Annotated in this window: 19 protein-coding genes; 4 read left to right on the top strand and 15 right to left on the bottom strand. The window is 32.1% G+C overall.

Features of this window, described 5'->3' with window-relative positions; all coding sequences use genetic code 11:
- Positions 1 to 6: 6 nt before the first annotated feature.
- Together ACFVRR_RS23020 and ACFVRR_RS23015 are read right to left on the bottom strand one after the other, a co-directional pair.
- Positions 7 to 675 (bottom strand): Ger(x)C family spore germination protein, encoded by a 669-nt coding sequence (locus tag ACFVRR_RS23020; RefSeq protein WP_387333006.1) that lies wholly within the window; start codon positions 673 to 675, stop codon positions 7 to 9.
- Entirely contained in the window at positions 662 to 2,176 is a 1,515-nt protein-coding gene (locus ACFVRR_RS23015) for a spore germination protein (protein ID WP_387333004.1), read from the bottom strand. Before ACFVRR_RS23015 ends, ACFVRR_RS23020 begins: the two co-directional genes overlap by 14 nt.
- Positions 2,177 to 2,391: 215 nt before the next feature.
- Here ACFVRR_RS23015 and ACFVRR_RS23010 point away from each other — a divergent pair, with 215 nt between their 5' ends.
- Entirely contained in the window at positions 2,392 to 2,607 is a 216-nt protein-coding gene (locus tag ACFVRR_RS23010) for an HAD family hydrolase (RefSeq protein ID WP_387333002.1), read from the top strand.
- A gap of 217 nt (positions 2,608 to 2,824) precedes the next feature.
- Here the strand turns inward: ACFVRR_RS23010 and ACFVRR_RS23005 are convergent, their stop codons facing one another.
- The 4 genes from ACFVRR_RS23005 to ACFVRR_RS22990 all read right to left on the bottom strand — a co-directional run bounded on the left by ACFVRR_RS23005 (position 2,825) and on the right by ACFVRR_RS22990 (position 8,547).
- On the bottom strand, positions 2,825 to 4,153 hold the full coding sequence (locus ACFVRR_RS23005) for a glycosyl hydrolase family 18 protein (RefSeq protein WP_387333000.1): 1,329 nt from the start codon (positions 4,151 to 4,153) through the stop codon (positions 2,825 to 2,827).
- Positions 4,154 to 4,452: 299 nt separating this feature from the next.
- The gene (locus ACFVRR_RS23000) at positions 4,453 to 5,808 is read right to left on the bottom strand and encodes a L,D-transpeptidase family protein (RefSeq protein WP_387332998.1); all 1,356 of its coding nucleotides are present in this window, start codon (positions 5,806 to 5,808) and stop codon (positions 4,453 to 4,455) included.
- Positions 5,809 to 6,440: 632 nt separating this feature from the next.
- Positions 6,441 to 7,817, bottom strand: coding sequence for a class II fumarate hydratase (fumC, locus tag ACFVRR_RS22995; protein ID WP_387332996.1), 1,377 nt, complete (start codon positions 7,815 to 7,817; stop codon positions 6,441 to 6,443).
- 331 nt (positions 7,818 to 8,148) lie between these two features.
- A complete protein-coding gene (locus tag ACFVRR_RS22990) occupies positions 8,149 to 8,547 on the bottom strand; it encodes a DoxX family protein (protein ID WP_387332994.1) in 399 nt (132 codons plus the stop codon).
- Between the two features lie 414 nt (positions 8,548 to 8,961).
- On the opposite strand from ACFVRR_RS22990, the gene ACFVRR_RS22985 reads away from it, so the two are divergent.
- Entirely contained in the window at positions 8,962 to 9,798 is an 837-nt protein-coding gene (locus ACFVRR_RS22985; protein WP_483867352.1) for a TMEM164 family acyltransferase, read from the top strand.
- A 93-nt stretch (positions 9,799 to 9,891) separates the two neighbouring features.
- Here ACFVRR_RS22985 and fabF read toward each other — a convergent pair whose 3' ends face one another.
- Positions 9,892 to 11,124, bottom strand: coding sequence for a beta-ketoacyl-ACP synthase II (gene fabF / locus ACFVRR_RS22980; protein ID WP_387332990.1), 1,233 nt, complete (start codon positions 11,122 to 11,124; stop codon positions 9,892 to 9,894).
- A 107-nt stretch (positions 11,125 to 11,231) separates the two neighbouring features.
- Between fabF and ACFVRR_RS22975 the strand changes: the two genes are divergently transcribed.
- Positions 11,232 to 12,071 carry a helix-turn-helix transcriptional regulator gene (locus ACFVRR_RS22975; protein WP_387332988.1) on the top strand — a complete coding sequence of 280 codons (840 nt, stop codon included), beginning with the start codon at positions 11,232 to 11,234 and terminating at the stop codon, positions 12,069 to 12,071.
- Between the two features lie 390 nt (positions 12,072 to 12,461).
- On the opposite strand, the gene ACFVRR_RS22970 is transcribed toward ACFVRR_RS22975, so the two are convergent.
- The 7 genes from ACFVRR_RS22970 to ACFVRR_RS22940 all read right to left on the bottom strand — a co-directional run bounded on the left by ACFVRR_RS22970 (position 12,462) and on the right by ACFVRR_RS22940 (position 20,805).
- A complete protein-coding gene (locus ACFVRR_RS22970) occupies positions 12,462 to 12,629 on the bottom strand; it encodes a hypothetical protein (RefSeq protein WP_387332986.1) in 168 nt (55 codons plus the stop codon).
- Positions 12,626 to 12,853, bottom strand: a complete 228-nt coding sequence (locus ACFVRR_RS22965; RefSeq protein WP_387332984.1) for a hypothetical protein — start codon at positions 12,851 to 12,853, stop codon at positions 12,626 to 12,628. The genes ACFVRR_RS22970 and ACFVRR_RS22965 overlap by 4 nt, the downstream gene beginning before the upstream one ends.
- A 303-nt stretch (positions 12,854 to 13,156) precedes the next feature.
- Positions 13,157 to 17,101, bottom strand: a complete 3,945-nt coding sequence (locus ACFVRR_RS22960) for a S8 family serine peptidase (protein WP_387332982.1) — start codon at positions 17,099 to 17,101, stop codon at positions 13,157 to 13,159.
- 962 nt (positions 17,102 to 18,063) lie between these two features.
- Complete coding sequence (locus ACFVRR_RS22955) at positions 18,064 to 18,486, bottom strand: hypothetical protein (RefSeq protein WP_387332980.1); 423 nt, start codon at positions 18,484 to 18,486, stop codon at positions 18,064 to 18,066.
- A gap of 328 nt (positions 18,487 to 18,814) precedes the next feature.
- Complete coding sequence (locus ACFVRR_RS22950; protein WP_097977120.1) at positions 18,815 to 19,105, bottom strand: SAV0927 family protein; 291 nt, start codon at positions 19,103 to 19,105, stop codon at positions 18,815 to 18,817.
- A 317-nt stretch (positions 19,106 to 19,422) separates the two neighbouring features.
- On the bottom strand, positions 19,423 to 19,983 hold the full coding sequence (locus ACFVRR_RS22945; RefSeq protein WP_387332978.1) for a GNAT family N-acetyltransferase: 561 nt from the start codon (positions 19,981 to 19,983) through the stop codon (positions 19,423 to 19,425).
- Between the two features lie 594 nt (positions 19,984 to 20,577).
- Positions 20,578 to 20,805, bottom strand: coding sequence for a hypothetical protein (locus ACFVRR_RS22940; RefSeq protein WP_097977117.1), 228 nt, complete (start codon positions 20,803 to 20,805; stop codon positions 20,578 to 20,580).
- Positions 20,806 to 20,997: 192 nt separating this feature from the next.
- Between ACFVRR_RS22940 and ACFVRR_RS22935 the strand changes: the two genes are divergently transcribed.
- Complete coding sequence (locus tag ACFVRR_RS22935) at positions 20,998 to 21,795, top strand: formate/nitrite transporter family protein (RefSeq protein ID WP_335479416.1); 798 nt, start codon at positions 20,998 to 21,000, stop codon at positions 21,793 to 21,795.
- 85 nt (positions 21,796 to 21,880) lie between these two features.
- Here the strand turns inward: ACFVRR_RS22935 and ACFVRR_RS22930 are convergent, their stop codons facing one another.
- Positions 21,881 to 22,903 carry an NADH:flavin oxidoreductase/NADH oxidase gene (locus ACFVRR_RS22930; RefSeq protein ID WP_387332975.1) on the bottom strand — a complete coding sequence of 341 codons (1,023 nt, stop codon included), beginning with the start codon at positions 22,901 to 22,903 and terminating at the stop codon, positions 21,881 to 21,883.
- Positions 22,904 to 23,179: the final 276 nt, after the last annotated feature.

The following is a 23,179-nucleotide window of genomic DNA, read 5'->3' as shown; positions in this document are numbered from 1 at the left end:
ATACAGTTAGCTTTCTTTTGGATTTAAGATAAGAGCAAGTTTGTCCTTCTTAAATACAGCTAGCCCGTTTACTTCAATATTCTTGTTTTGATTTATCTTAATATATGGTATTGAAGCATCTCTACCTTCTCCATAGTAATCAAATAAAAAACTATGAAAAGTTGGAAGCGGTACAAATTGGTTCTTAAAATTTTGTTCAATTAATTTATAGATATAGTTGCTATCTTTCTCTTTGTTTTTCATTAATAAATCTCCTGCTGGTTCTTCTGAAACAGCCAATAGTGCATTGCTCCCAATCAATGGATCCCTACAAACAGCCTTAATAAAATACGACACCCCATTTTCTGCTAGATCTTTTCCGAAAATTAGAAGGTTCAACTTCCCAATTTCTATCGGTTTTGGGGATTGTTCATTTAAAGCTTGTTTAATTAATAGTGATTTCTTACCACTCCCCTGTAGGATCGAGCTCCCTTTGTTTGATACATCGGTAAAATCAGAATAAAGTGCCGTTCCAACAAAATGATCATCAACCTTATCAAAACCGTATACTGATAGAATTTGTACTTCATCAATAATTTTTTGCCGAGGAAAAGAGCAGCCAGATATCAACAAGGATAGTAGAAAAACCGCACAAAAGGAGCATACATTTTTTAGATTTATACTATTCATCTTCATTATTACGATCATCCTTAACTTGATTAGGATTATATCTTTTTAGTGAAAGCGGTCTTAAAAATCTACTGCGAGTCGTTGTAAACTGATAGGATGACCGAATAAAACTATCGCCAAAGCTTTTTATTCTAAAAGGATATAAAGGAACCATATACGGATTTCCTAAGGATTTAAGCTTTAATAAATGCCCTAGCAGAAGAACAAATCCTATTATAATTCCAAAACCGCCCATAAATGCTGCAAGTAAAATGAGTGGAAACCGCAAAAGACGAATGGCATTTGACATTTTAAATATAGGTGTTGTGAAAGAAGCTAGTGCAGACAGTGATACAATGATAAGTAAAATATTACTTGTTAATGCAGCTTGGACAGATGCCTGTCCGATTACAATCCCACCTACAATACCAAGTGTCTGTCCAATTTTTGTAGGTAAGCGAGCTCCTGCCTCTCTCAACAGTTCAATTGTAGTTTCCAAAAAAATGGCTTCCCATATCGGGGGAAATGGAACATGAGCTCTTGAACTAATGAGAGGTTGCAATAAATCATCAGGTAAAACTTCATAATGGTACGTTAAAATTGCTACATATATTGGTGTAGCAAACAATGAGAAAATAACACTCATTATACGAATGATTCGAAAAAATGATCCTAGTACCCAATTTAGATAATAATCTTCAGGTGATATGAAAAAATCCAATATAGTGGTTGGTCCTGTAATAATGTAAGGCGATCCATTCGATAGGATAGCAACTTGCCCATTAACCATTGCATATACAACCCGATCAGTCCGTTCAGTAGATAAAAAAATAGGAAAAGGCGTATTTGAGTTATCTGAAATAATCTGGTCAATAAGGGAATTATCAAAAATAACGTCAAAGTCGATGTTTTCCAAACGTTGACGAACTGTTTGTACGTATTCTGGATTCGTAATTCCATCCAAATATGCAATAACTACTTCTGTTTTAGACATTGAACCTATTTTGATTTCCTCAAAAACTAACTCGGGTACAGCTAAGTGTTTTCGAAGTAGATGAAGATTAGTACTTAGATTTTCAACAAATCCAACTTTTGGACCAATAACACTAAATTCATTTTCTGTATCATTATTCTCGCGATAACCAAGATTTGTATTTTCTACGCTTATCGTCAAAAAACGTTTGAAATACTTTAATTCAATAATAACGTATCCTTTTATTAATCTTTCTTCGATATCTAGTGGGTCATTTGTAAATTGGACATCCTCAAAAGGAATCGACTTCTTCACATCATTTATCGTACTAATTTTCTTAATATTCTCTTGCAATGCCGGTAGTAAAAGGTTATTTATTTTTTCTCCATCTACCATACTTTTAAAGTAACTAATAGTTAGATCCTGCTCTTCAGATAATGAAAATTGGTGAAAATCGCTCGATTTAGCAGCCTGTTGAAATATGGATGTTATTGACTTTGTTTCTTTCTCGGACTCTTGACTATTTAAAATTCGTTCATTAGATTTGAAACGCATTTTGACCACCCAATCGAGTTTGTTTACTTATTTCTAAGTATTAAATCTAATCTTCCTAGAATTTCCATCTTATTTTCTATTTTATTTTTTCGTTCTTTCCAATTTATATACAATGAAAGTATTCAATTTAGATTTAACTTAATTCTATTGGACTGATGGTTTTGAAATGGTTGCTCCAAATGTTTCAAAATGGTCTGCTATAAAAGAACTACTTCGTGCATATCGAATTAATCCAAATTAAGTTGTATTTAGGAAACGGACTAAATGATATTGAAATGCTTCGTCAAGTTGGTACAGGTGTGGTTATGGGGAACGCTAGCGAAGAAGTTAAAGAAGCATCTGACTTTGTAACTGGACATCATGGAAATGATGGATTAGCTGAATTTATAGAACGTTATCTCCTTAAATCAAAAGAAACATTTGCGATTTAATGTTTTTTGAAAATGTAATTCTAAAAAGTTCGGTGAATAGTCGTAAATCCTAAATCAGCAAAAAGGCTCAGAAAAAAATCTGTGCCTTTTATATTTTCTAAACTTCAATTTGCCATTGAATGTTCACCATAACTCCCCATTACTATCTAAAAGCTTTTTACCATTTTTGAACGAAAAATTCTTATCTAAAATATTTATCATTAATTTAATAAAAATCTTATTGAATCCAAAATTCATTTAATAATATTTCTTCTGTTTGAGGCATTGTAATCCCAATATGCCAGCACCCCAATCCAGCTAATTTAAATTCTTTAACTAAATGAAATTTTGCAAGTAAACTTCGAGGGTCTTCAAACCATACCTCATGCTGTGTTCCTTTTTTATCTATATATCGAAACGCTGGTGCTGATGCGTCTCGATCATAGTAAACTTGGCTTTCATTTTTCTTATATATATTTATCGCGTTTTGTGTAGAAATAGCGCTCCCGGTTCGGATATCACCCGTTATTGGCCAATCATATGCATATTGAGGAATTCCAAGTAGTAATTTTGACCTTGGAACAACATTTATAGCATATTTTAAAGAATTTCTCACATTTTGTATTGGAGCTATTGGACCGGATGTACTGCCCGACCAATGCCAGTTATACGCCATTATAAACATCTTATCTACATATTTTCCAATTGTTTTATAATCGTAAGCATTATAGTAACTTGGACTATTATCCGCATCTTTTGGGGGCATAGCTATTAATAGTTCCATTTTAGAACGATGCAACTTAACAGATAATTCTTTTATAAATTGATTAAGATCTATTCGGTCATCTGGTTTAACCATTTCTAAATCTAGATTGATTCCTTTAAGATCATTTCGATCTAACAATGTATAAATATTTGAAATTAGTTTTTTACGTAAGATTTTATTACTTATAAGATTATGTAATAAATTTGGATCAAAACCTTTATCGCTAATATTAGTAAGGGTCGCGTAAGGTGTTATCCCTTTTTTCCAAGCTTGTTTAATCGCACCATTTTCATTTGCTTTTATCAAATTCCCTTGTTTAGTTGAATGATATTCAAAAATAAAAATACTTGTTAACGTTTTTTTATAATGTTCCAGCATCCAATTATTCGTTTTTTTACTTTTAGGTATAAAATAAGTCCCTGCCCATACTTTCTTTTTTGAAATTGACGGAATAAATAATTTTTGCCCAGGAATTATATTGTCATTTCTTAACTTATTTTTGGATTTTAACAGGTTAACACTAATCGAATGTCTATAAGCAATATCCCATAATGTTTCATTTCCTCTCACATAATACGTTGAACCTGGGATGATCATTGCTTGGCCGATAACTAATTTATCACTTTTTTCAAGTCCATTTAAATTAGCAACTGTTTTTACATTTAGTTTGTACTGTGCGGAAATTTTATTTAAACTATCACCGGGTTTAACTTCAAATATAACTGTTGCAAATGATGTAATGGATGGAAGTAAGAATAAAAATAAAAAAGTAAAAAATAGGATTACAAATCTTCTATGCATGTATACCACCTTAAGGTCTTTAGAGTATAGGATAAAGATAAATTTACATTTTTATCATTTGCTTAATTTGAAAATTTTACTTAATGCATTGGATCTATTTTAAAATAAAGGCCTAGTGATAAGGATTTCCATCTCCCAATTGTTCAAATTTCATTAAAACAGATGATTGAATTTCTCCGACAGTTTGTATGAGTAAATGGTAAAATCTGAAGTAAAATGGGTTCTCTTTGAATGGAAAACATAAAATAAAAGGATGTCTATTAGTCAAAAAAATTGACTATGAGACATCCTTTTTTTACTTACGCGATCGAAATACCATAAGAACTGGCTATTTTACCATTCGAATTGGAAGAATTAGCAATAATGACAGTTGTTCCTACATTAACTTGCTCAAAAAGCCATTGGATTTCACTGTTATGCATTCGAACACAACCTGAACTTACTGATTGTCCAATGGAGCTTTCTTTATTATTTCCATGGATTCCATATGCAGCACCAACACTTAATCCTAGCCAGCGGTTACCAAGTGGATTCCTAGGATCGCCTCCAGGTATATTCCCCTTATACCATGGTCGGTTCTTAACTTTGTTTAAAATGACAAATTTTCCAGTAGGTGTAGGTGTTGACGACTTACCTGTTGCAACAGTAAAAGTTTTAACAAGGTTACCATATCGATAAAAAGTTAGTTTATTCGTCTTTGTATTGATAATCAATAATTGGCCAGCTGATAACGTTGAGTTATTTTTAACTGTACTTACTACTGGTGAAATATAATGTGATACGCGCAATGTAAATGGTTTACTTTGATTATTACTTTGATCCAAAACGATTACCTTGAGAATTGAATTCGCTTTTTGTTTACCAATTTTTACAGTGAACTTTCCTGTTGGGCTAACTGTATTATTACCGATAAGATTGTCATTCATAAATACTTTTACAGTTGCAAAAGGCTCAGATATTCCGGTTACATTCTGTGATTGATCAGTTATAGTAGACAGCGAAGTAATGGATGGTGCAATCGAATCTTTTACAATTAAAGAAATAGGTTTACTTTTTATTCCTTCACTAACCCCAATGATGCTTATTTTAGTAAATTCTTTCAATGGTTTTATAGCATTATTAAATTCACCTTTATCATTTGTTTTCACGTTATTAAAGAAAAGAGAATCTTTATAAATTTCTACTTCACTATTTGGAAGAAATTCCCCTATAAGCGTTGTTGATTGATTTGTTACTTGTTCAATTGTTGGAATCGGTAAATCTATAATTGTGAAATTTATTTTTTTATCAGAGATTACTAGATTTTGATGATTAAATTTAATGGAATCAAGTTTATATTCTCCTTGTGCAAATGAACTTGTAATCTTCATTTTTCCAGAAAAAGAGTTCTTAGATGTTTTTATTAAAGAAATATCTTTTCGATTCGTACCATTTGAAAATGTTAATGAAACTTCTTCACCGCTTTTTTTCGTTTTTATAGTGATCTCAATCGTTTGACCATAGGTAGCTTTTGTTGTGTTTAAGTTCAAATGATCTATATAATTAGAGAACTCATTATTGTTAAAATTAAACTTAAATGTAGTTGCATTGGCTTTTGGTATGAGGATAAGGATTAATAACATTCCCAGAAGTATCCAAAAAATCTTATTAGACATAGGCTCTCTCCTTATTTATATTTAATTGCTTAACTAAATGCCTTGAAAATGCCAAAATTTATTAAAGTTAAGTATTCATAACGTTTCATTTAGCAATTTTTATCTTTCATGTATCACACGCCTGAAAACTTATATATGTATCATAGTTTTTAAATGTTTCATTTTTTGTCATAGGTTGTTTCAAAGTTGTAAACATTTCGTTTGTTCACTTAAAACAAGATAAAGAAATTAAAAATAAAAAAGCCAAGAAAAAATTCTTGGCTTTTTTATTGACCTATTCTTTTGGGGGGCTTATGTAAAAAAGAAAACATTATTAGTACTTTTTTCTTTTTACAAGTTACTTACGATAAATGGTATAGTGATTACTGTTATTAACATTAAAATCCAATTGTGTTTTTTTAGTTTATCTTCAAATTTTTGCATCTCTTCTGCTGAAATTGTTTTGATTGGCTTCAATTAATCCGCCTTCTTTCTGTTTAAGTAATAATTAAGGATAAAGTGATTATAATCTATTGATGTGAACTTAATGTGAATTTTACGATAAATTTTTTAATATCGTTCATAAAAAAATCCTGATGCCTCTATAGTGGCCATCAGGATTTTTTTGATTCTATTATATAATCAAAATCTGACTAAATCATGTTTTCAGGTCTAACAATTCGATCGAATTCTTCTTCCGATAAATAACCCGTTTTTAATGCAGCTTCTTTAAGTGTCAAATTTTCGTTAAATGCTAACTTCGCTATTGTTGCAGCTTTTTCATAACCAATATGAGGATTTAATGCGGTTACGAGCATAAGTGATCGATTTAGATTTTGTTCAATCACTTCTATATTTGCTTCTATGCCTTTTGCACAGTGATCGTCAAATGAACTGATTGCGTCTGAAAGTAATCTAACTGATTGCAGAAAATTATAAATAATGACTGGTTTAAACACATTCAATTCGAAGTTTCCTTGACTAGCAGCAAAACCTATTGTAGTATCATTTCCCATAATTTGTGTTACAACCATTGTCAGGGCTTCGGATTGGGTTGGATTTACTTTCCCTGGCATGATTGAACTTCCTGGTTCGTTTGATGGAATGGTTATTTCACCTATACCACTTCTAGGACCGCTTGCCATCCATCGAACATCATTCGCTATTTTCATTAAATCTGCCGCTAATGCTTTTAAAGCACCATGAGCATAAACAATCTCATCATGACTTGTTAATGCTTGGAATTTATTTTCAGCAGAAATAAAATGTAGTCCAGTTAACGAACTAATTTCTTCAGCCATCATCGTTCCAAAACTCGGATCCGCATTGATTCCAGTACCAACAGCAGTCCCACCGATAGCTAATTCAGCAATAAATTTCATACTATCTACTAGCATTTCTTCATTTTTTTCTAGCATTCGATGCCAACCACTTATCTCTTGACCAAGCGTTATTGGTGTTGCATCTTGCAAATGTGTTCGGCCAATTTTTATAATTTGTTTAAATTTATCCATTTTTTCGTTTAATGTCATTTTTAAATTTATTAACGCAGGGAGCAATTGCTCATTTACTGCAAGAGCACTTGAAATATGCATTGCTGTTGGAAATGTATCATTCGAACTTTGAGACATATTGACATCATCATTTGGATGAATTCTTTTATTGTTTCCTTTTTCTGCTAAGAACTCATTCCCACGATGAGCGATTACTTCATTAACATTCATATTTGTTTGTGTACCACTTCCTGTTTGCCAAACAACAAGTGGAAAGTGATTGTCAAGTTTACCATTTAATATTTCATCCACAGCACCAATGATTGCATCTGCTTTTTCACTATCTAATTTTCCTAATTTTTTATTTGTAATTGCTGCACTCTTTTTAATTAATGCCAAAGCATAAATTAATTGAATAGGCATTTTTTCAGTACCGATTTTAAAGTTCTCAAAACTTCGCTGCGTTTGAGCTCCCCATAGTTTATTTACGGGTACTTTTATCTCACCAATTGAATCTTTTTCAATTCGATAATCCAATTTTTTTGCCTCCTAGATTTTAATTACTAAATCATATGTAAATAGATGGAATCAAAGTAATCATTTTGACATTAGAATCAGTAAAGTTAAGTTTGTTTATGTATCATTCGAACTTTGACCAAAATCTTTTCTAAAAGAGTAGTCCATTTATATTTTATATAGACATCAATATTTAAAATAAAAGTAAACTAATCGAACAAGACTCGATTAGCTTACTTTTATTTGACTTACATTTTCTATTATTTCTTTTTTTTATGATCAGATTCATTATTTAATAGCATATTTAAACTAATTAGAATTTACTTGTAAAATCATTTTTTAAAGTAATCATTTAGAATAAGAATGCATCTAACGCATATTTACCAGGTCCAATTAAAGCTATACCAATGGCAACTGAAAGCAATGTTAAGTTGTATTCATATCCATTAGCTGTTGCCCATAATCCATTTGGCGCATGAACTTTAATAATTGCCATCACCATTGTTCCAGCAATCATAATTCCTGCAAGTGGTGTTAATAGTCCTAGTGTAAACAAAATTCCACCAATCAGTTCGGCTAACCCTGCGAAAAGTGCGATAGTTACACCTGGTTTCATGCCAATTGAATCAAACCATCCTCCTGTTCCCTTCAATCCATAACCACCGAACGAGCCAAATAATTTTTGAGCCCCATGACCTACAAAAAGTAAACCGATTACTAAACGAATAATTAATAAACCAATATTTAACATCTATAAATCCTCCTAGTTGTTTTTTATCTTTATTTAGAGATAATTTCACAAAAAAAATTTTGAACTGAATTATTTTTACACAGTATTCCAAAACCATTTTAGTGCTTATATTCATCTTAAACTTCTTTATATTAGTGCTTTAATAGTAAAACGAAGGGTTTTGCATTCATTATCCATATTTTCACCTCATTATTTCTAATTAAAATATCTTTAACTCGAGATAATAATATTATGAATAGACTAAGTTGTCAATATACCCTAAATAAAATTTTTTGTACAAGTTTAGAGTATACATTACGGGTTCTTTCTAAAAATTTTTTGAATAAATCAATAATAGGTATTGATTACTTGATGTCTTTAGTTTGATCGCTTAATGATACGTTTTTTGCTCAAAACAAATTACACTAAAAAGTAATGGGGGTAAATCGCGTTGAAAACAAGTGTATTTTACTACATGAAGGAAAGTATAGTTCAATGACCTTTCAAATGTGGAGTCCATTCCATTTTTTATTTATGGCGAGCCCTTTTCTATTTGTCACTTTGTTTTATTTTCTATTTAGGCGCTTTAACAATCAGACCCTACGATTGATTGGTATGGGTTTCTCGCTAATTGGGATTGCTCTTTTAATTGGTCGTAATATTGAAATTTATCACAAAATGAATCAAATTTCACCTGAAGAAATCCCTTTACAAATTTGTCATTTTGCTAATTTTATTTTGTTTTTTGCTTTTTTATTTGAAAGTGAATTGCTATTTTCAATTGCGTTTTGTTTTAACCTTCCTTCTGCTTTAGTAAGTATAATATTTGCTAATGGACTTTCAAACTATTATTCTCTCCTAACATGGCAAGGAATGGCGTATCTTTGGGGGCATATGCTAATCGTAGGAATCGTATTGTGGGCATATTTCAATAATATGGTTGTAATTAATTTGAAAATTTTGCGAAAAACAATGTCACTCATTATTTTATTGTACATTTTATCAATCTTTGTAAATAATTTGTTTATGAAATGGATGGAACCCTTTACATCTAATTACTTTTACACAATGGCTCCCGAAAAAGGAACACCATTAGACTATTTTTACAAAATGGGTAAAGAAACAACAACTTTAGGACTTCATTATAATCCAATTTATTTACTAATCCTACTTTTTGTTGGACTTTTTGTAGTATTCCTTTTTTATTTAATCTACCTATTTTTGAATTTCTTTAAAAATAGTGAAGTGAAGAATCTTAATGAGCAGAGTTAAATGAATTAGTTTTAGAATCAAGGACTTTTAAAAATAAAGCCTCTTACTAAAAAGAGGCTTTAGACAATTGATAAATATCTACTTCTATATAATTTAAACGTACTTTTTCAATACTATGGCAGAATTATGTCCACCGAAGCCAAAAGAGTTTGAAATACCGATGTTTAACTCTTTTTTCCTTGCCCCTTCCGATACATAGTCTAAATCACAATCAGGATCTGGTTGAGTTAAGTTAATTGTTGGCGGAATAATTCCTTCTTGAAGACTTTTTACTAATGCGATCGCTTCTACTCCTCCTGCTGCACCAAGCATATGACCAAGCATTGATTTATTTGCTGTAACTGGAATTTTATAAGCGTGTTCGCCAAACAGTTTTTTTATTGCCATCGTTTCAGATTGATCACCTAATGGGGTACTTGTTGCATGTGCACTAATGACATCCACATCTTGTATTGCAATTTCAGCTCTATTTAAAGCATTTCTCATAGCTAAAAACGCTCCTCGTCCTTCTGGGTGAGTTGCAACCATATGATATGCATCCGAACTTGCTCCATAACCAATTATCTCACATAAGATCGGCGCATTTCTTTTTACTGCGTGTTCTAAAGATTCTAACACTAAAATCCCCGCACCTTCACTCATTACAAATCCATCTCTTTTTGCATCAAAAGGTCGACTTGATGAGGTAGGTTCATTATTGATGGACAATGCCTTAGCGTTACCAAAACTTGCTAAAGATAATTGAGTTATAGCAGCCTCTGTACCACCCGCAAAAATAACATCCGCTTCTCCGTTACGAATTGTATTGAATGCCTCTCCAATAGCTGAATTTCCTATAGAGCATGCGGTTACTGGTGATAAAGAAGGTCCAAGTGCACCTAATCTTATACTTATTTGAGCTGCTGCCGCATTTGAAATCATCATCGGTACTAAACTTGGACTAACTCTCCCAGGTCCTCTCTCGTTTAATAGATTTACATTTTCGATAAAGGTATTAATCCCACCAATTCCAGATCCTACATAAACTCCTAAACGTTCAAGATCGATTTTTTCTAATTGTAATAGTGAACTTTCTAAAGCTTGTTCAGCAGCTGCTAAAGCAAATTGACAAAAACGATCTAATTTTCTTGCTTCCTTTCTTCCCCATCTTTCTTCGGCATTAAAGTCACGAACAATTCCTGCTACTTTCGTTTTTATATTTGATACATCAATTGTATCAATAGCTGTGATACCTGATTTTCCGTTAATTAAGTTATTCCAAACCGTATCTACATCATTTCCTAGAGGCGAGATAACACCCATACCTGTAATCACTATTCTTCTCATCATAAGTTCTCCAATCGTTTTTTCTTTATTTTAACGCGAATTTATCCTATTACAAGTTGTAGTTTATCCTAGTATAATTTATACTACGCTTAGAAGGGAGTTATAAGATGAATCGAGAAACCCGACTACAAGCACTGTCAGAATTTCTAAAAACGCAACGGTCTAAAATAAATCCGCAAATGGTTGGATTACCAGTTGGAACCCGTAGAAGAACTCCGGGCCTTCGTAGAGAAGAGGTTGCCGGGTTAGCAGGAGTAAGTACAACATGGTATACGTGGTTAGAACAAGGAAGAGATATAACAGTTTCTAATTCCGTATTAGATGCCATTTCAGATGCATTACAGTTAAATAAGGATGAGCGAAATTATTTATATGCACTTGCTTTACCGGAAGCTGAAAAACGCTCATTTTCAAATGAAGAAGAAACAGTCATTAGTCCAGCCTTGACTAAAATATTAAATGAACTTCGGAACTGTCCGATCATTATTTCAGATCGAAGATGCCATATCGTTGGATGGAATCCAGCAGCAGCTCACGTATTTTTAGATTTCGAACAAATTCCAAAAAAAGAACGAAATCTTATTAAATTGCTCTTCTCTAGAAAAGAATTTAAAAGTTTAGCAGTGAATTGGGAGCATTTTGTGAAAGGCTTTTTAGCAATTTTTCGAACTTATTACGGACAATATGTGGGCGATCAATGGTACACTTCCTTTATTAATGAAATGGAACAAAATTTCCCAGAATTTCATGAACTCTGGAATGAGAGCGAAGTAAGTTCAGCCCCAGATGTATTAATTGAGTTTCGACACGCAAAAGCAGGAAAAATGCTCTTTAACTTAACTTCCTTACAAGTTCAAGGAAACATTGATTTAAGATGTAGTGTATACACTCCTGTTGAAAATACAAATACAGAATCAAAGTTAAGAAAACTGATGGATAATGAGTAGAATTGTAATGTGTAAAAGCGTGGCAACCATGATTTTAGACTGTTGTAAAAATGGGGATGTTAATAAGAGTCTTGCATGATTATTGATATACTTAAATGAAGCTCTTATGAGGTACTATATTGCTTATTTTCGCCTTTTTACTTCCTCATGAAGCTCCTATTAGGTACTATATTGCTTATTTTCGCCTTTTTACTTCCTCATGAAGCTCCTATGAGGTACTATATTGTTTATTTTCGTCTTTTTACTTCCTCATGAAGCTCTTATGAGGTACTAATTTGATTATTTTTGCTTTTTTACTTCCTCATGAAGCTCTTATGAAGTACAATTTTCTTATTTTCGCATAACAAAAAAAGGGTAACTAATTTTGTCACCCTTTTGGTTAATATGCTTTCATATGATCTGGAGTTCCGTATTCTGCTTTGCGACGAAGAACAACAATTCCTCAGTTTTACCATTAAAATCAGCAAGTCCCTTTTGGCCAATACCTTTTTCAACTTTTGGATAGAAATCTTTCTTGAATTCCTTTTTAGTATCTCTTAAGTTGATATACCTAGTCATACAGAAACACCTTCAAAAAGTTCGTTTATTGTTTTCATTAATCTTTTATTTCTTCCTATAAGGAAGTCTTTTTCATCTTCAGTTAAATCGATTGCTTCATACTCTTCACTTGAAAAAGTGACAGTTAGTACCATACTATTTTCAATCATCAATATTATTTTGAAGCCCTTTTCTCTAATCTTACTCTTTATTTTAATACAAGTACCAGCCACTTCTTGAACCAATATCCTTATCATCTCGTATATCAAATATATAATGGTTTCCTCTCCATAAATCCTAGATCCTCCACATTTCCTTCACTAATAATGCCAAAATAATTAGGCTGGTCAATGGAATGACCAATGTATTTTTGTTAAATTTTACCAAATGTAAAGCTAAAAACGTCTATATTTCAAAATATTTCACAATATTTGTCTCCTTTTTATTTCCCTTTGTAGAGGTAATTAAACTAATCTAAATTCGAAAAAAAATCCCGATCTACTCAAAAGAGCAATCAGGATTTTTTGTTTTGCAAATGCTAAAGGATATTATTTAACTACAGAAAACTGAGTTAATTTAAATGAATCAACATTTATTAACTTATTTGTTGCAGCACTAGATTTTGTACCAGTAGCAACAATTTTAATAGTGTGTGCTTTGTTTTGTAGATTTTGCAAATTAAAAACATTCACTTTATATTTGCGGCTTGAAGAGTAAAGGTCAATTTGCTTTATTTTTTTACCATCAATATAAACATCAGCTTTACCCATATTCTTATCTTTTAAAGCATATACAGTTATACCCGTACCAGTAAAATTGTATTGAAGTGATCCAGTAGATCCTTTTGTTTGATTAATCGTGCCGCCAGAAGCGTTCGAATAATTTAACTTACTCCAAGTTCCAGTGTATTTAACATTGGAATCATTGTTCTCTACTGATTTCGTTGTTTGCACTGCAATATTTATACTATATTGGCCAGATCCTTTTACAACAGAAGGAACGATATAGTACATTCCAGTTTTTGTTGGTTTAAAGACAATTTTTTCAGTAGATGTGGTACTAGCAGACTTTTTCAATTCTTTCGTACCATAAATAGATGATGTACCAATGTTATATAATGAAAGATCAAAATTTGCATTAGTAGGGCCAGTTAACGTAATTTCATATGTTTTGCCTGCTTCTAAGTTTTTAGCCCATACATCTTTAAAGTCTTTTGCGTCAGTATTAAGACTCCCTTTAGCAGTACCAGTTATATATACTTTTCCTTTAATATCATCATCGTTTACGTAATTAACTGATGCTGAATAAGGTGTCTCAGTTTTATCAAGTGTATTAATTACCACAACATAGTTGTACGTTTTTCCAGGCGACATTGCAGTTGTATCTGTAAAAGTTGTTGTAGTAATAGGTGTTTTATTTGTTTGTACATAATCAGTTTGTGACGACTCTTTGCGATAAATATTATATGATTCTGCCCATTTTGGAGCATTCCATGAAATAACTGGATATTTCTTTGCTGTATCAAATGAAGTTTTTAATGAAATAGGATTATCTTTTACAATAAATTTATCCAAGTTGATCCCCGTAGCAGATTTTCTTGCCACTGGATCACTTTTTCCAGTCCAAACAATTCTGATTGAGTGATTGCCATAAGTTGTAAAATCGTATTTTAATAAACTTTGTTTTGATTTCAACGTACTATTATAAAGAGATTGAGATGCAATCTTATTGCCGTCTATATAAACATCGGCAATTCCTTGTGTTGGATCTTTAAAACCTTGCCATTCAATGCTAGAACCAACAAATGAGAAATTAACTTCACCTCTAGAATTTAGGACTCCTGCCATTCCTTCAGAGAATTCTGGATTAAATGCTGGCATCCAATCACCAGCTAAAGTCACTGAGTCAGAATCATCTTCATACGTTCCACCGAAATTACCAGAATAAAGTTTATAGTTTCCTGAACCACTGTAATCGTAGACATTTACAAAATAGATTCCAGTTCTTGGAGCGATAAATTTTATCTTTTCTTTAGATGAATTTATGTTCTCTGAATATGCAACCATACCATTTTTATTATTTACACTAGCCGCAGATTCATTATATACATATAGGTCAAAATCACTTCCTGCTTGTCCGTTTAATGAGAATGTGATGCCTTGGCCTTCTTTTAATGATATTGCATAAACATCGTTTTTGTCTTTTACAGAATCTAGACTTCCATTTATGACACTTTTATCTAATGGAATACCTGGTGTATCATTGTCATCAAATTTATCAATATCTGATGCTCTAACTATATTTCCAGTGCCTACAAAACCTTTTAGTGAATCTAATTTCTTTCCTTTTGCACTTGTATATAGTTTAAGCATTTCTGGTGACATGTTCGGTTGTAAGCCTAATAAAATAGCAGCAGTACCTGTAGTATGTGGAGTTGCCATAGATGTTCCACTATAATAATCATATGCTTGTGAATAATCAGAAACATATTCTGAATTTATGACAGTCTTTGCATTATTAGATTGAAGAAAATCAGCGAAATAGTATGGAAAATCATATCTATTTACATTTAAATTAGTATTTTCATAGATTCCAGATAATCCTTTTACATTCAAACTTGGTCCCATATCCGGGTATACATTTAAACCTAAAGTATCCTTAACAAATGTTGATTTCTCTTGTCCAGATAAGGCGTTTACACCTGATAATAATAATTTACCACCACTGGAAAGGTAATTTTTTAACATGTCGGTATCATTTTTAGTTAAAGTTGTACCATCATCAGAAATAATTCCAAGTCCATTACCAGTATACCAAACTACAGCATCGTAGGAGGATAATTCGGTACTGCTCTTGTAATCTGAAAGAGAAGATTGAGAACTTATTGTTACCTTATCCGCGTTAGGCAACAGTTGATTATATATTGGTGAATAGTCTTTAAATATCTTTGAAATTTCTTCGTCATTGAATAATTGAGCAAGATCATGTTCATCATCTTGAACAAGTAAAATTTTCTTACTATCCTTTATATCTAAATAGCTTAAAGCTTTGTTAAAAGCATCTTGTCTTTCTGAATCCTTAATTTTTTCGTAGCCTATTCCATCAAAGATTGCCTTGTAATTATCTCCAGAAATTTGTGCCGATGCTCCAGCTCCACCTTTAATATTCAATTTTGCTAAAATTTCATCGATTGGGTATTTAGGAACTGAACTTAATATGTCAACTCCAGGAGCAGCAACATCAACAGATTCGGCGCCATAGTTTGAGAAAGACGCTAAGTTACCTTTGTTATCAACAGCGGCAACTGATAAGATATTAGAACTTTCGTAACTAGCAGGATAAGCCCCTTCTTCATCATTATCCATTCCATCATTACCAGCAGCAGCTACAAATAAGCTATTTGAATTTTGAATTGATTCTTCAAGTAATGGATCGTATTCTCCGCCACTCCAGCTGTTATTCGTGATTTTAATTCCCTTATTCTTGGCATATTCGATTGCTTCAATAGCATCTGCAGTTGTTCCGCCAAAAGGACCAAGGAACTTTAACGGTACTATTTTTACGTTTGGAGCGACACCAACGATACCTTTTTTATCTTTTGTTAACTCTGCAGCAATTGTTCCTGAAACATGAGTACCATGCTCATCCCCATCAAGTGGATCATAAACACTGTTATCATGGTTATAAAAATCCCAGCCATGGACATCGTCAACATACCCATCGTGATCATTATCGATCCCATCATTTTCTTTACCATCCCCTGTCTCACCAGGGTTTGTCCAAATTTTTCCTTTTAGGTCTGGGTGACTAATATCCACACCAGTATCAATTACACCTACTAATACTTCCGATAGTTTAGAACCATATTGATTCCAGCTTTCAGGTGCATTTACATCAATATCCGCTTTTCCTATACTATCATTGATCGTTTGTCCTGTATTATTAAGTCCCCATAATTTACCTTTACCTTGATCAAAATAGTCAGGCGTATTGTCGAAGTCAGAAGCATAATATTTGTAGTTCGGTTGTACTGATTCAACGTTTGGATCCTTTTTTAGTTTAGTTATGTATTCTGTAGTACTTTCACCTGTTGGAATTTTTACTAGTTCAGCGTTTAAACTCTTTAATTTCTTTGAAGATTTTAAAGAATACTTTTTCTGAAGTGTAGTGATTTCACCAGTAGTCACTTTCTTCTTATATTTAACGATTAATTCACCTGTTTCTTCATTATGTTTCGTTACCGATTGTTTATTTTTTAATTTATCTCTTAATTTTGTTTCAATTTTAGATTCTGCCTTTTTAGGGAGTACTTTACCACTTGCTTTTGGTACTTCCTTTATTTGACTTTTTCTAAGGTTTTTACCAGAGTTTACTTGATTAGCAACTGTACTATTAGCGCCTGTTACTGAAGCAGCTTGAACTGTCCCAGAATAAATACTTGAAAATAAAAGGATTGTAGATACAGGTAAAGCTAAATAATTTTTTTTCTTCATTGTAGAGCCCCTTTTTTTATAGATTCAAAGAAAATTAATTAGACACACATATGTAACATTTAAACATTAATCCATTCATTTGATTGAAAGATTTGAATTTATTAATGAATGAAAACAAATGGATTAATTTTTATAAGTAGTTACATTATTCCAAATCAAAACTGTCAAATCCCTCCTTTCTATTGGAATTATTTTCTAGTAAACACTCAATAATACCTTTTAAATTACTCAAAAATAGAACTTTTGGATTTGATAATATGAATTTCCGAGGATTTTCAAGGTCTATTTACCTGTAAGGTAATTAACGAAACAAGCGTTTTTACTCACTATAAATAGAATAGGAGAAATAATTGTAACAAACTCTTATTAATTGTAAGTTATTTAAAACAAAATTAATATATAATTAATTATTTTTTTAGATTAATAGAGAATCTTCTTTATTCATATTTTTGCCATAATTGTGGCTAGTAAAATATGAATTTCCTGAGTTAGGGTTCATTTCAGTAGTACTGCTATTGCCATTTATAGCGTTAGCACTTTGCTAATCGTTGTATGTACATTATCATCACAATGTTTGTCATGGAAAGGCCGCCTGGCACAATTTTAGAAGTAGCATTTCCGATGTAACCAAATATGATCTGTCCACCAAATAACTTGAGAAAATTAAATTTATGGCTATATATTTTTATCCTATCCCGTTATTTTCTGAAGATTAAATACGGCAATTAACCTCTCTCCTATGCCTTGAAAATTGTATTTTTCTTCTTGCTTTCTTCAAATTACAAAACTATATCTTTTTCTCTTAGCTTTTTCTAATGAATACGAGAGAGAATCCACAAAAAGGCTTAGAGACATTCTTTTACTCAAAGAAGTTAATTAACTTAAATACAATTACATAAACATAGATACAACAAAAAACACAACTTGTTATTTAAACAGTTGTGTTTTCTTTATGTTTGCATTCAATTATCACTATTTCTAATCATTCTCCAATTAATAAATGCCAAAATAGATAATAACACTATTGCCGAGAACCATAAATAAAAACCAAGGTTATGTTCTGCAACTTTGGATGTATTTCCCCCCTCATCAAGCATCAAATCCATTGGAAAAAATGCTCTGATTGCCAGCAATAACATAAATATATGACTAATACTAGTTTTCTTTCCCCTTAACGTTTGAATTGAAATATAAAGAAAAAACAGGTTTGCATACCAACAAACAGCAGACATCATACCCGCAAATACACCTAACCAACCTGTTAACAATATAATAAGTCCTCCAAATTTATCCCCACTTGCTGTAGTTAAAGCAGTAAACCTTAACGAAATAAAATACAAAGCCCAAATTATTATCAGAGTAATTATCTTGAAATGCTTTTTCATTATTTCTATCCTCCTTAATTTTTTACTATTAAAATATGATTCTTCTATATGCATTTTGTTTCTTAAAACTTAAAAACCTCTTCGTTACTGCATTTGTTTTATTTTCAGTGAAAGTTGACAATATATTAGAATAGACTAGTACTAATTCTAATAGTTGCAGATGGGGAAGCTGCAAAACGAATTAGAAACTGGCTTAAATTTGATATTTAAATGATAAAAGAGAAGCCAGTAGCATAATAGCTACTCTCTTTACTTAAATAGGTAATCAAACATGTAATTAAAAATACAAATTAAAAAGAGTCTCCTAAAATATGGAGACTCTCGCTTTTTAATATTGATCACTAAAAATTCGTTGGTCCAAGATGGAATGAAAAAAAGATTCAATTTCTTTGATGTCTTCAGCTGCAATTCCAAGTTTTTGGTCCCAGTGTTCTGGATGGTCAATGTCTTCTCTGCAAAGTAATACCATTCTACCACTTTGAATAGAGACCACCATTGCTTTGCCTAGAAATTTTTCCGAAAAGATAACAGCAAAGTCGTAGCGATGGCTACCTGCAGCGATACAGTAATAATGAATGTTTTGGTTTTCTTTCTCTTCCGATATAATGTAGAAATTCATCCCTACCACTCCTTTTTTTTCACCATAGTTTTTACTTTGAGCATCTTACACTATAATCGAATTGTTGCATCGATTATTAAATAGTAAAGAGAGTAAGAACTCCCTTTCTTACTAATTAGCTAAAATATGCCAATTTTCCTTTATTTTATTGCTAAAATTTTATGACAAATTAAAAATTATGTCGTAATGCATAGGATATAATTTTCATTTAATGTAAAATTGGACTTTTTCCTTAGCTATTGGTATTATTTTCCATTAAAAAAGATAAACAGAAAACTGTCTATCTTAAAATTAAACAAAATATATATTTTACGAAATTAGAATTGTGCAACCTTCTCTGCAAATTCTTCTTCTAAGATTGCTAAACAAACATGATCATACCACTGATCTCTAATTTTTAGGTTTTTTCGATAATATCCTTCCTTCACGAATCCAACTTTTTCAAGGACGCGTAAAGACCCTAAATTTTCTGGATTAACTTCTGAAGTAACTCGGTGGAACTTCAAATCTTCAAATGCAATTTTCAGAACAAGTTTCAAAGCTTTCGTCATATATCCTTTGCCATTAAATTTTTCCCCAATGTGGTAACCAACCATACAACTTTGTTTTGGTCCTCGTGTAACAAAAATGAATTGTACTTCTCCTATTAAAGTTAGATCATTGTCTTCTTTAACAAAGATCGCAAAATCATATCTACTATCTTCTGCGCTTTTTTCCATAAATTCTTTAATACTATTCATTTGTCCTTCAACAGTGTAAAATTCCTCTTTCCTTAACGTAGGAGACCATTTTTCAAAATGTTCTTTATTTTCTACATGTAATTGCAACTTAGCCTCTGCATCCTCAAGTGTATATGGTCGTACTATAATTTCTTTCAAAATAACCCCTCCAATACAATCTTTTCTCTTTATTAAATACTTTCCTAATAGATAATACTCCTTTTTTTAAAAGATCGGAATGAACCTTTCTAGCAAAAAATTCTTAATAATCAAATTATACTTTAAAAATAAAAAAGCACGCAATTTAGCGTACTTTTTTATGAATCTAATTAAATTTATTTATTTGAGCAGACAGGTTTTATATGCATGTTTTACCTCATCTTCAGAAGGTGACTCAATTAAACTCATATCTCCATATGACCATGAAGTTATTTCAAATGTCTACATAGCGGGGATCATATCACTCCAAATTATTCGAACAACAACCGTAGAAGGTGTTGATAGTTTAAATAAATGCAATTGTAGAATTGGGTAAAGATCTTGGAATTAAGATGAGTATCAAAGATCAAGGTGTCGATGAAAATGAGTTCTTATAGAAGGTTTCTTAATTAGCAGATAAAGCTTTCGAGAATCAATGTACGACTGCAAATCCAAAGTTACCACTTGTTAGAGAACTTGAGGAAGTTTATTTAAATGCTTATCGAGGATTCTAAACAAAATGAAAAAGCAGATGGTTTTTCCATCTGCTTCTTCTTATTCACAAGCTGGATTTCTAGGAATTTTTTTGAACTCAACGTCATTTAGATGCCTCGTTCTTTTTGTAACAATAACAACATGATTAGCCGTCCAGATAAATTGAGGAAAATTATGTTCATCAACCATCATCGCCTGAAAGGTCTCTCCCATCATTTCTTCAAATTCTTCTTCAGATAGGTTATCACCATTTTCGTACTCAAAATCGATCCATTCACAATGTATCATAAATCTCTCCACCTTTTTAAATGCTCGACTTATTTAAATTCTACACATAGTAAAGCGTTTGTAAAAATGAGTAAATTTATTCTTTAATTAAAAGAATTTATTCAAACGAATAAGAGTTCACTTCCCTTTTTAGCAAATTCAATTTTGTATATTTCATACTTATTTGTGGGCAAATTAAAAAGGGGTGATACCATGGAAACTAAGCCGCTTTTAGAAGTTGAAAAATTGGCTTTAAAGAAACAAAAAATATTTGAACAAAGCCATTTCCGCTACATATTAAGAAGTATGCTTGCTAGTATGTTTATTGGATTCGGTGTAATGGTAGCTTTCAAGACTGGGAACGGATTTTTCTTAGTTAATTCTCCTGTTGCATATCCAATTGCCGCATTAACATTTGGTGCAGCAATTGTGTTGATTTGGTATGGTGGTGGAGATCTCTTTACTGGGAATACATTTTATTACACTTATGCTGCATTGAGAGATAAGATGAAATGGCCTAAAGTTTTTGAGCTTTTGGTATATAGTTATGTTGGAAATGTATTAGGGGCATGTCTTTTTGCGTTTATCATATATACTACTGGACTTTTTGAAGCTCCTGACTCAAGTGCATTTCTATTATCAGTTGTCGAACATAAAATAGATAATTCTATTTTTCATTTATTCGCAAGGGGTATCTTGTGTAATTGGCTTGTGTGCCTTGCCTTTTTCATACCAATGTCCTTTGGTGAAACTGAAAATCTAACAAAAATTACTGCGATGATGTTATTTGTATTTTGTTTCTTTATGTCAGGTTACGAGCATAGTATTGCCAATATGTGCTCCTTTGCAATTGCACTTGTCATTGATCATCCTGCCACTATTTCTATATCCGGTATAATTCGAAATCTAATTCCTGTAACAATAGGAAATCTTATTGGTGGAGAATTTATGATGGCAGTTATGTACTATTTTGCGAACAAACCATTTTTTGATGAAGTAAATTCCAAATAATGTCTAGTTAGAAACTATCCAATTTTTTATAGTCTCAATAAAAAAGTACGCTGTTCACACAGCGTACTTTTCTACTAATTTATTCCTAATATGCTCTCTCATACGGTTTTGGAGTCAAAGGTTTCCCATCAAGAAGGATAGAAGCTTCATTCGCCCAATAAGGATTGCTTAGCATCCCACGACCAACAGCGATTAAATCCGCTTCTTGATTGCCAAGTACAGATTCTGCAAGATTTGCATCATCTAATTTCCCAACTGCAATAACAGGGATTTCTACTTCTTTCTTTATTTGTTCAGCCAATTTGACTTGATACCCAGGATGAGATCCAGGTCTACCTCCTGAACCGATTGGACCTTCTCCACCAGATGAAATGTGGAAGATATCGACACCTGCATCACGGAATGCTTTAGCCATTTCGACAGAATAATCTAGTCCATAGCCTCCATCCACGTATTCTAACGCAGAAATTCGCATAATAAGTGGCATATCAGCTGGCATTACACTTTTAGCTGCTTTAATGACTTCTTTTCCAAATAAAAATTTATCCTGTCCATATTCGTCTGTTCTTTGATTCGTATAAGCAGATGCAAATTGGTGAATGAGATAGCCATGTGCTCCATGAAGCTCAATCGTATCAACTCCTGCAAGAACTGCACGCTCTACACCATTTTTGAACTTTTCAACCATTTCTTTAACTTCTAAAGTTGTTAACTCATGTGGAGTTTTTGATTTCTCGTTAAATGCGTTTGGTGAAGACGACACTGGAATTGGAGCATCTTCAGCTTTACGTCCTGCATGAGCAATTTGAATCGCAACTTTTGCACCATATTTATGACATTCATCGATAATACGCTTAAATGCCGGTATATGTTCATCACTCCAAATTCCTAGGCAATAATCTGAAATGCGGCCTCGATCTTCAACATTTGTCATTTCAATAATGATTAAACCCGTACCTCCGATTGCACGACTAGTATAGTGAACGAAATGCCAATCTGTTGGAATTCCATCTTTTAAATGGACTGAATATTGACACATAGGTGGCATTACAACACGATTTTTTAATTCTAATCCTTTGTATTTGAATGGTTTGAATAAATTAGACATAGTCAACGTCCTCTCACAAACTTTTTATTTAAGCTACAATCCCATATTATCCCAATCAATTAAAAAGTTCTATTTAATTGCTCAACTCACTTATTTATCTTACCCAAGTATTGAACTACTCACCACTTAACACCCTTACGGGTTGTTTGAAGTGGGAGATTCCTAAGTACAGAAGCCTATTGGCTTCTAATTGATTAGGCTATCCCCATAGTCCCTATGGTTAGAAGTCTTATCGCTTCATCTTTAAGATTTTGTCCTGCGTTAATATCCCTGTCG

This window comes from Gottfriedia sp. NPDC057948, from assembly GCF_042887255.1.
Lineage (GTDB): Bacteria > Bacillota > Bacilli > Bacillales > Bacillaceae_G > Gottfriedia.
This window is presented reverse-complemented; position numbering and strand designations above follow the sequence as displayed.

What these genes read in the sequence shown, in the direction of transcription:
- ACFVRR_RS22990 (WP_387332994.1), bottom strand. Translation starts at nt 8,547, where the DNA reads ATGTTAAATATTGGTTTATTAATTATTCGTTTAGTAATCGGTTTACTT.
- ACFVRR_RS22955 (WP_387332980.1), bottom strand. Translation starts at nt 18,486, where the DNA reads ATGAAAAAGCATTTCAAGATAATTACTCTGATAATAATTTGGGCTTTG.
- ACFVRR_RS23005 (WP_387333000.1), bottom strand. Translation starts at nt 4,153, where the DNA reads ATGCATAGAAGATTTGTAATCCTATTTTTTACTTTTTTATTTTTATTC.
- ACFVRR_RS22950 (WP_097977120.1), bottom strand. Translation starts at nt 19,105, where the DNA reads ATGAATTTCTACATTATATCGGAAGAGAAAGAAAACCAAAACATTCAT.
- ACFVRR_RS22960 (WP_387332982.1), bottom strand. Translation starts at nt 17,101, where the DNA reads ATGAAGAAAAAAAATTATTTAGCTTTACCTGTATCTACAATCCTTTTA.
- ACFVRR_RS22935 (WP_335479416.1), top strand. Translation starts at nt 20,998, where the DNA reads ATGGAAACTAAGCCGCTTTTAGAAGTTGAAAAATTGGCTTTAAAGAAA.
- ACFVRR_RS22940 (WP_097977117.1), bottom strand. Translation starts at nt 20,805, where the DNA reads ATGATACATTGTGAATGGATCGATTTTGAGTACGAAAATGGTGATAAC.
- ACFVRR_RS23015 (WP_387333004.1), bottom strand. Translation starts at nt 2,176, where the DNA reads ATGCGTTTCAAATCTAATGAACGAATTTTAAATAGTCAAGAGTCCGAG.
- ACFVRR_RS22970 (WP_387332986.1), bottom strand. Translation starts at nt 12,629, where the DNA reads ATGACTAGGTATATCAACTTAAGAGATACTAAAAAGGAATTCAAGAAA.
- ACFVRR_RS23020 (WP_387333006.1), bottom strand. Translation starts at nt 675, where the DNA reads ATGAAGATGAATAGTATAAATCTAAAAAATGTATGCTCCTTTTGTGCG.
- ACFVRR_RS22930 (WP_387332975.1), bottom strand. Translation starts at nt 22,903, where the DNA reads ATGTCTAATTTATTCAAACCATTCAAATACAAAGGATTAGAATTAAAA.
- ACFVRR_RS22975 (WP_387332988.1), top strand. Translation starts at nt 11,232, where the DNA reads ATGAATCGAGAAACCCGACTACAAGCACTGTCAGAATTTCTAAAAACG.
- ACFVRR_RS23000 (WP_387332998.1), bottom strand. Translation starts at nt 5,808, where the DNA reads ATGTCTAATAAGATTTTTTGGATACTTCTGGGAATGTTATTAATCCTT.
- ACFVRR_RS22985 (WP_483867352.1), top strand. Translation starts at nt 8,962, where the DNA reads ATGGGGGTAAATCGCGTTGAAAACAAGTGTATTTTACTACATGAAGGA.
- fabF (WP_387332990.1), bottom strand. Translation starts at nt 11,124, where the DNA reads ATGAGAAGAATAGTGATTACAGGTATGGGTGTTATCTCGCCTCTAGGA.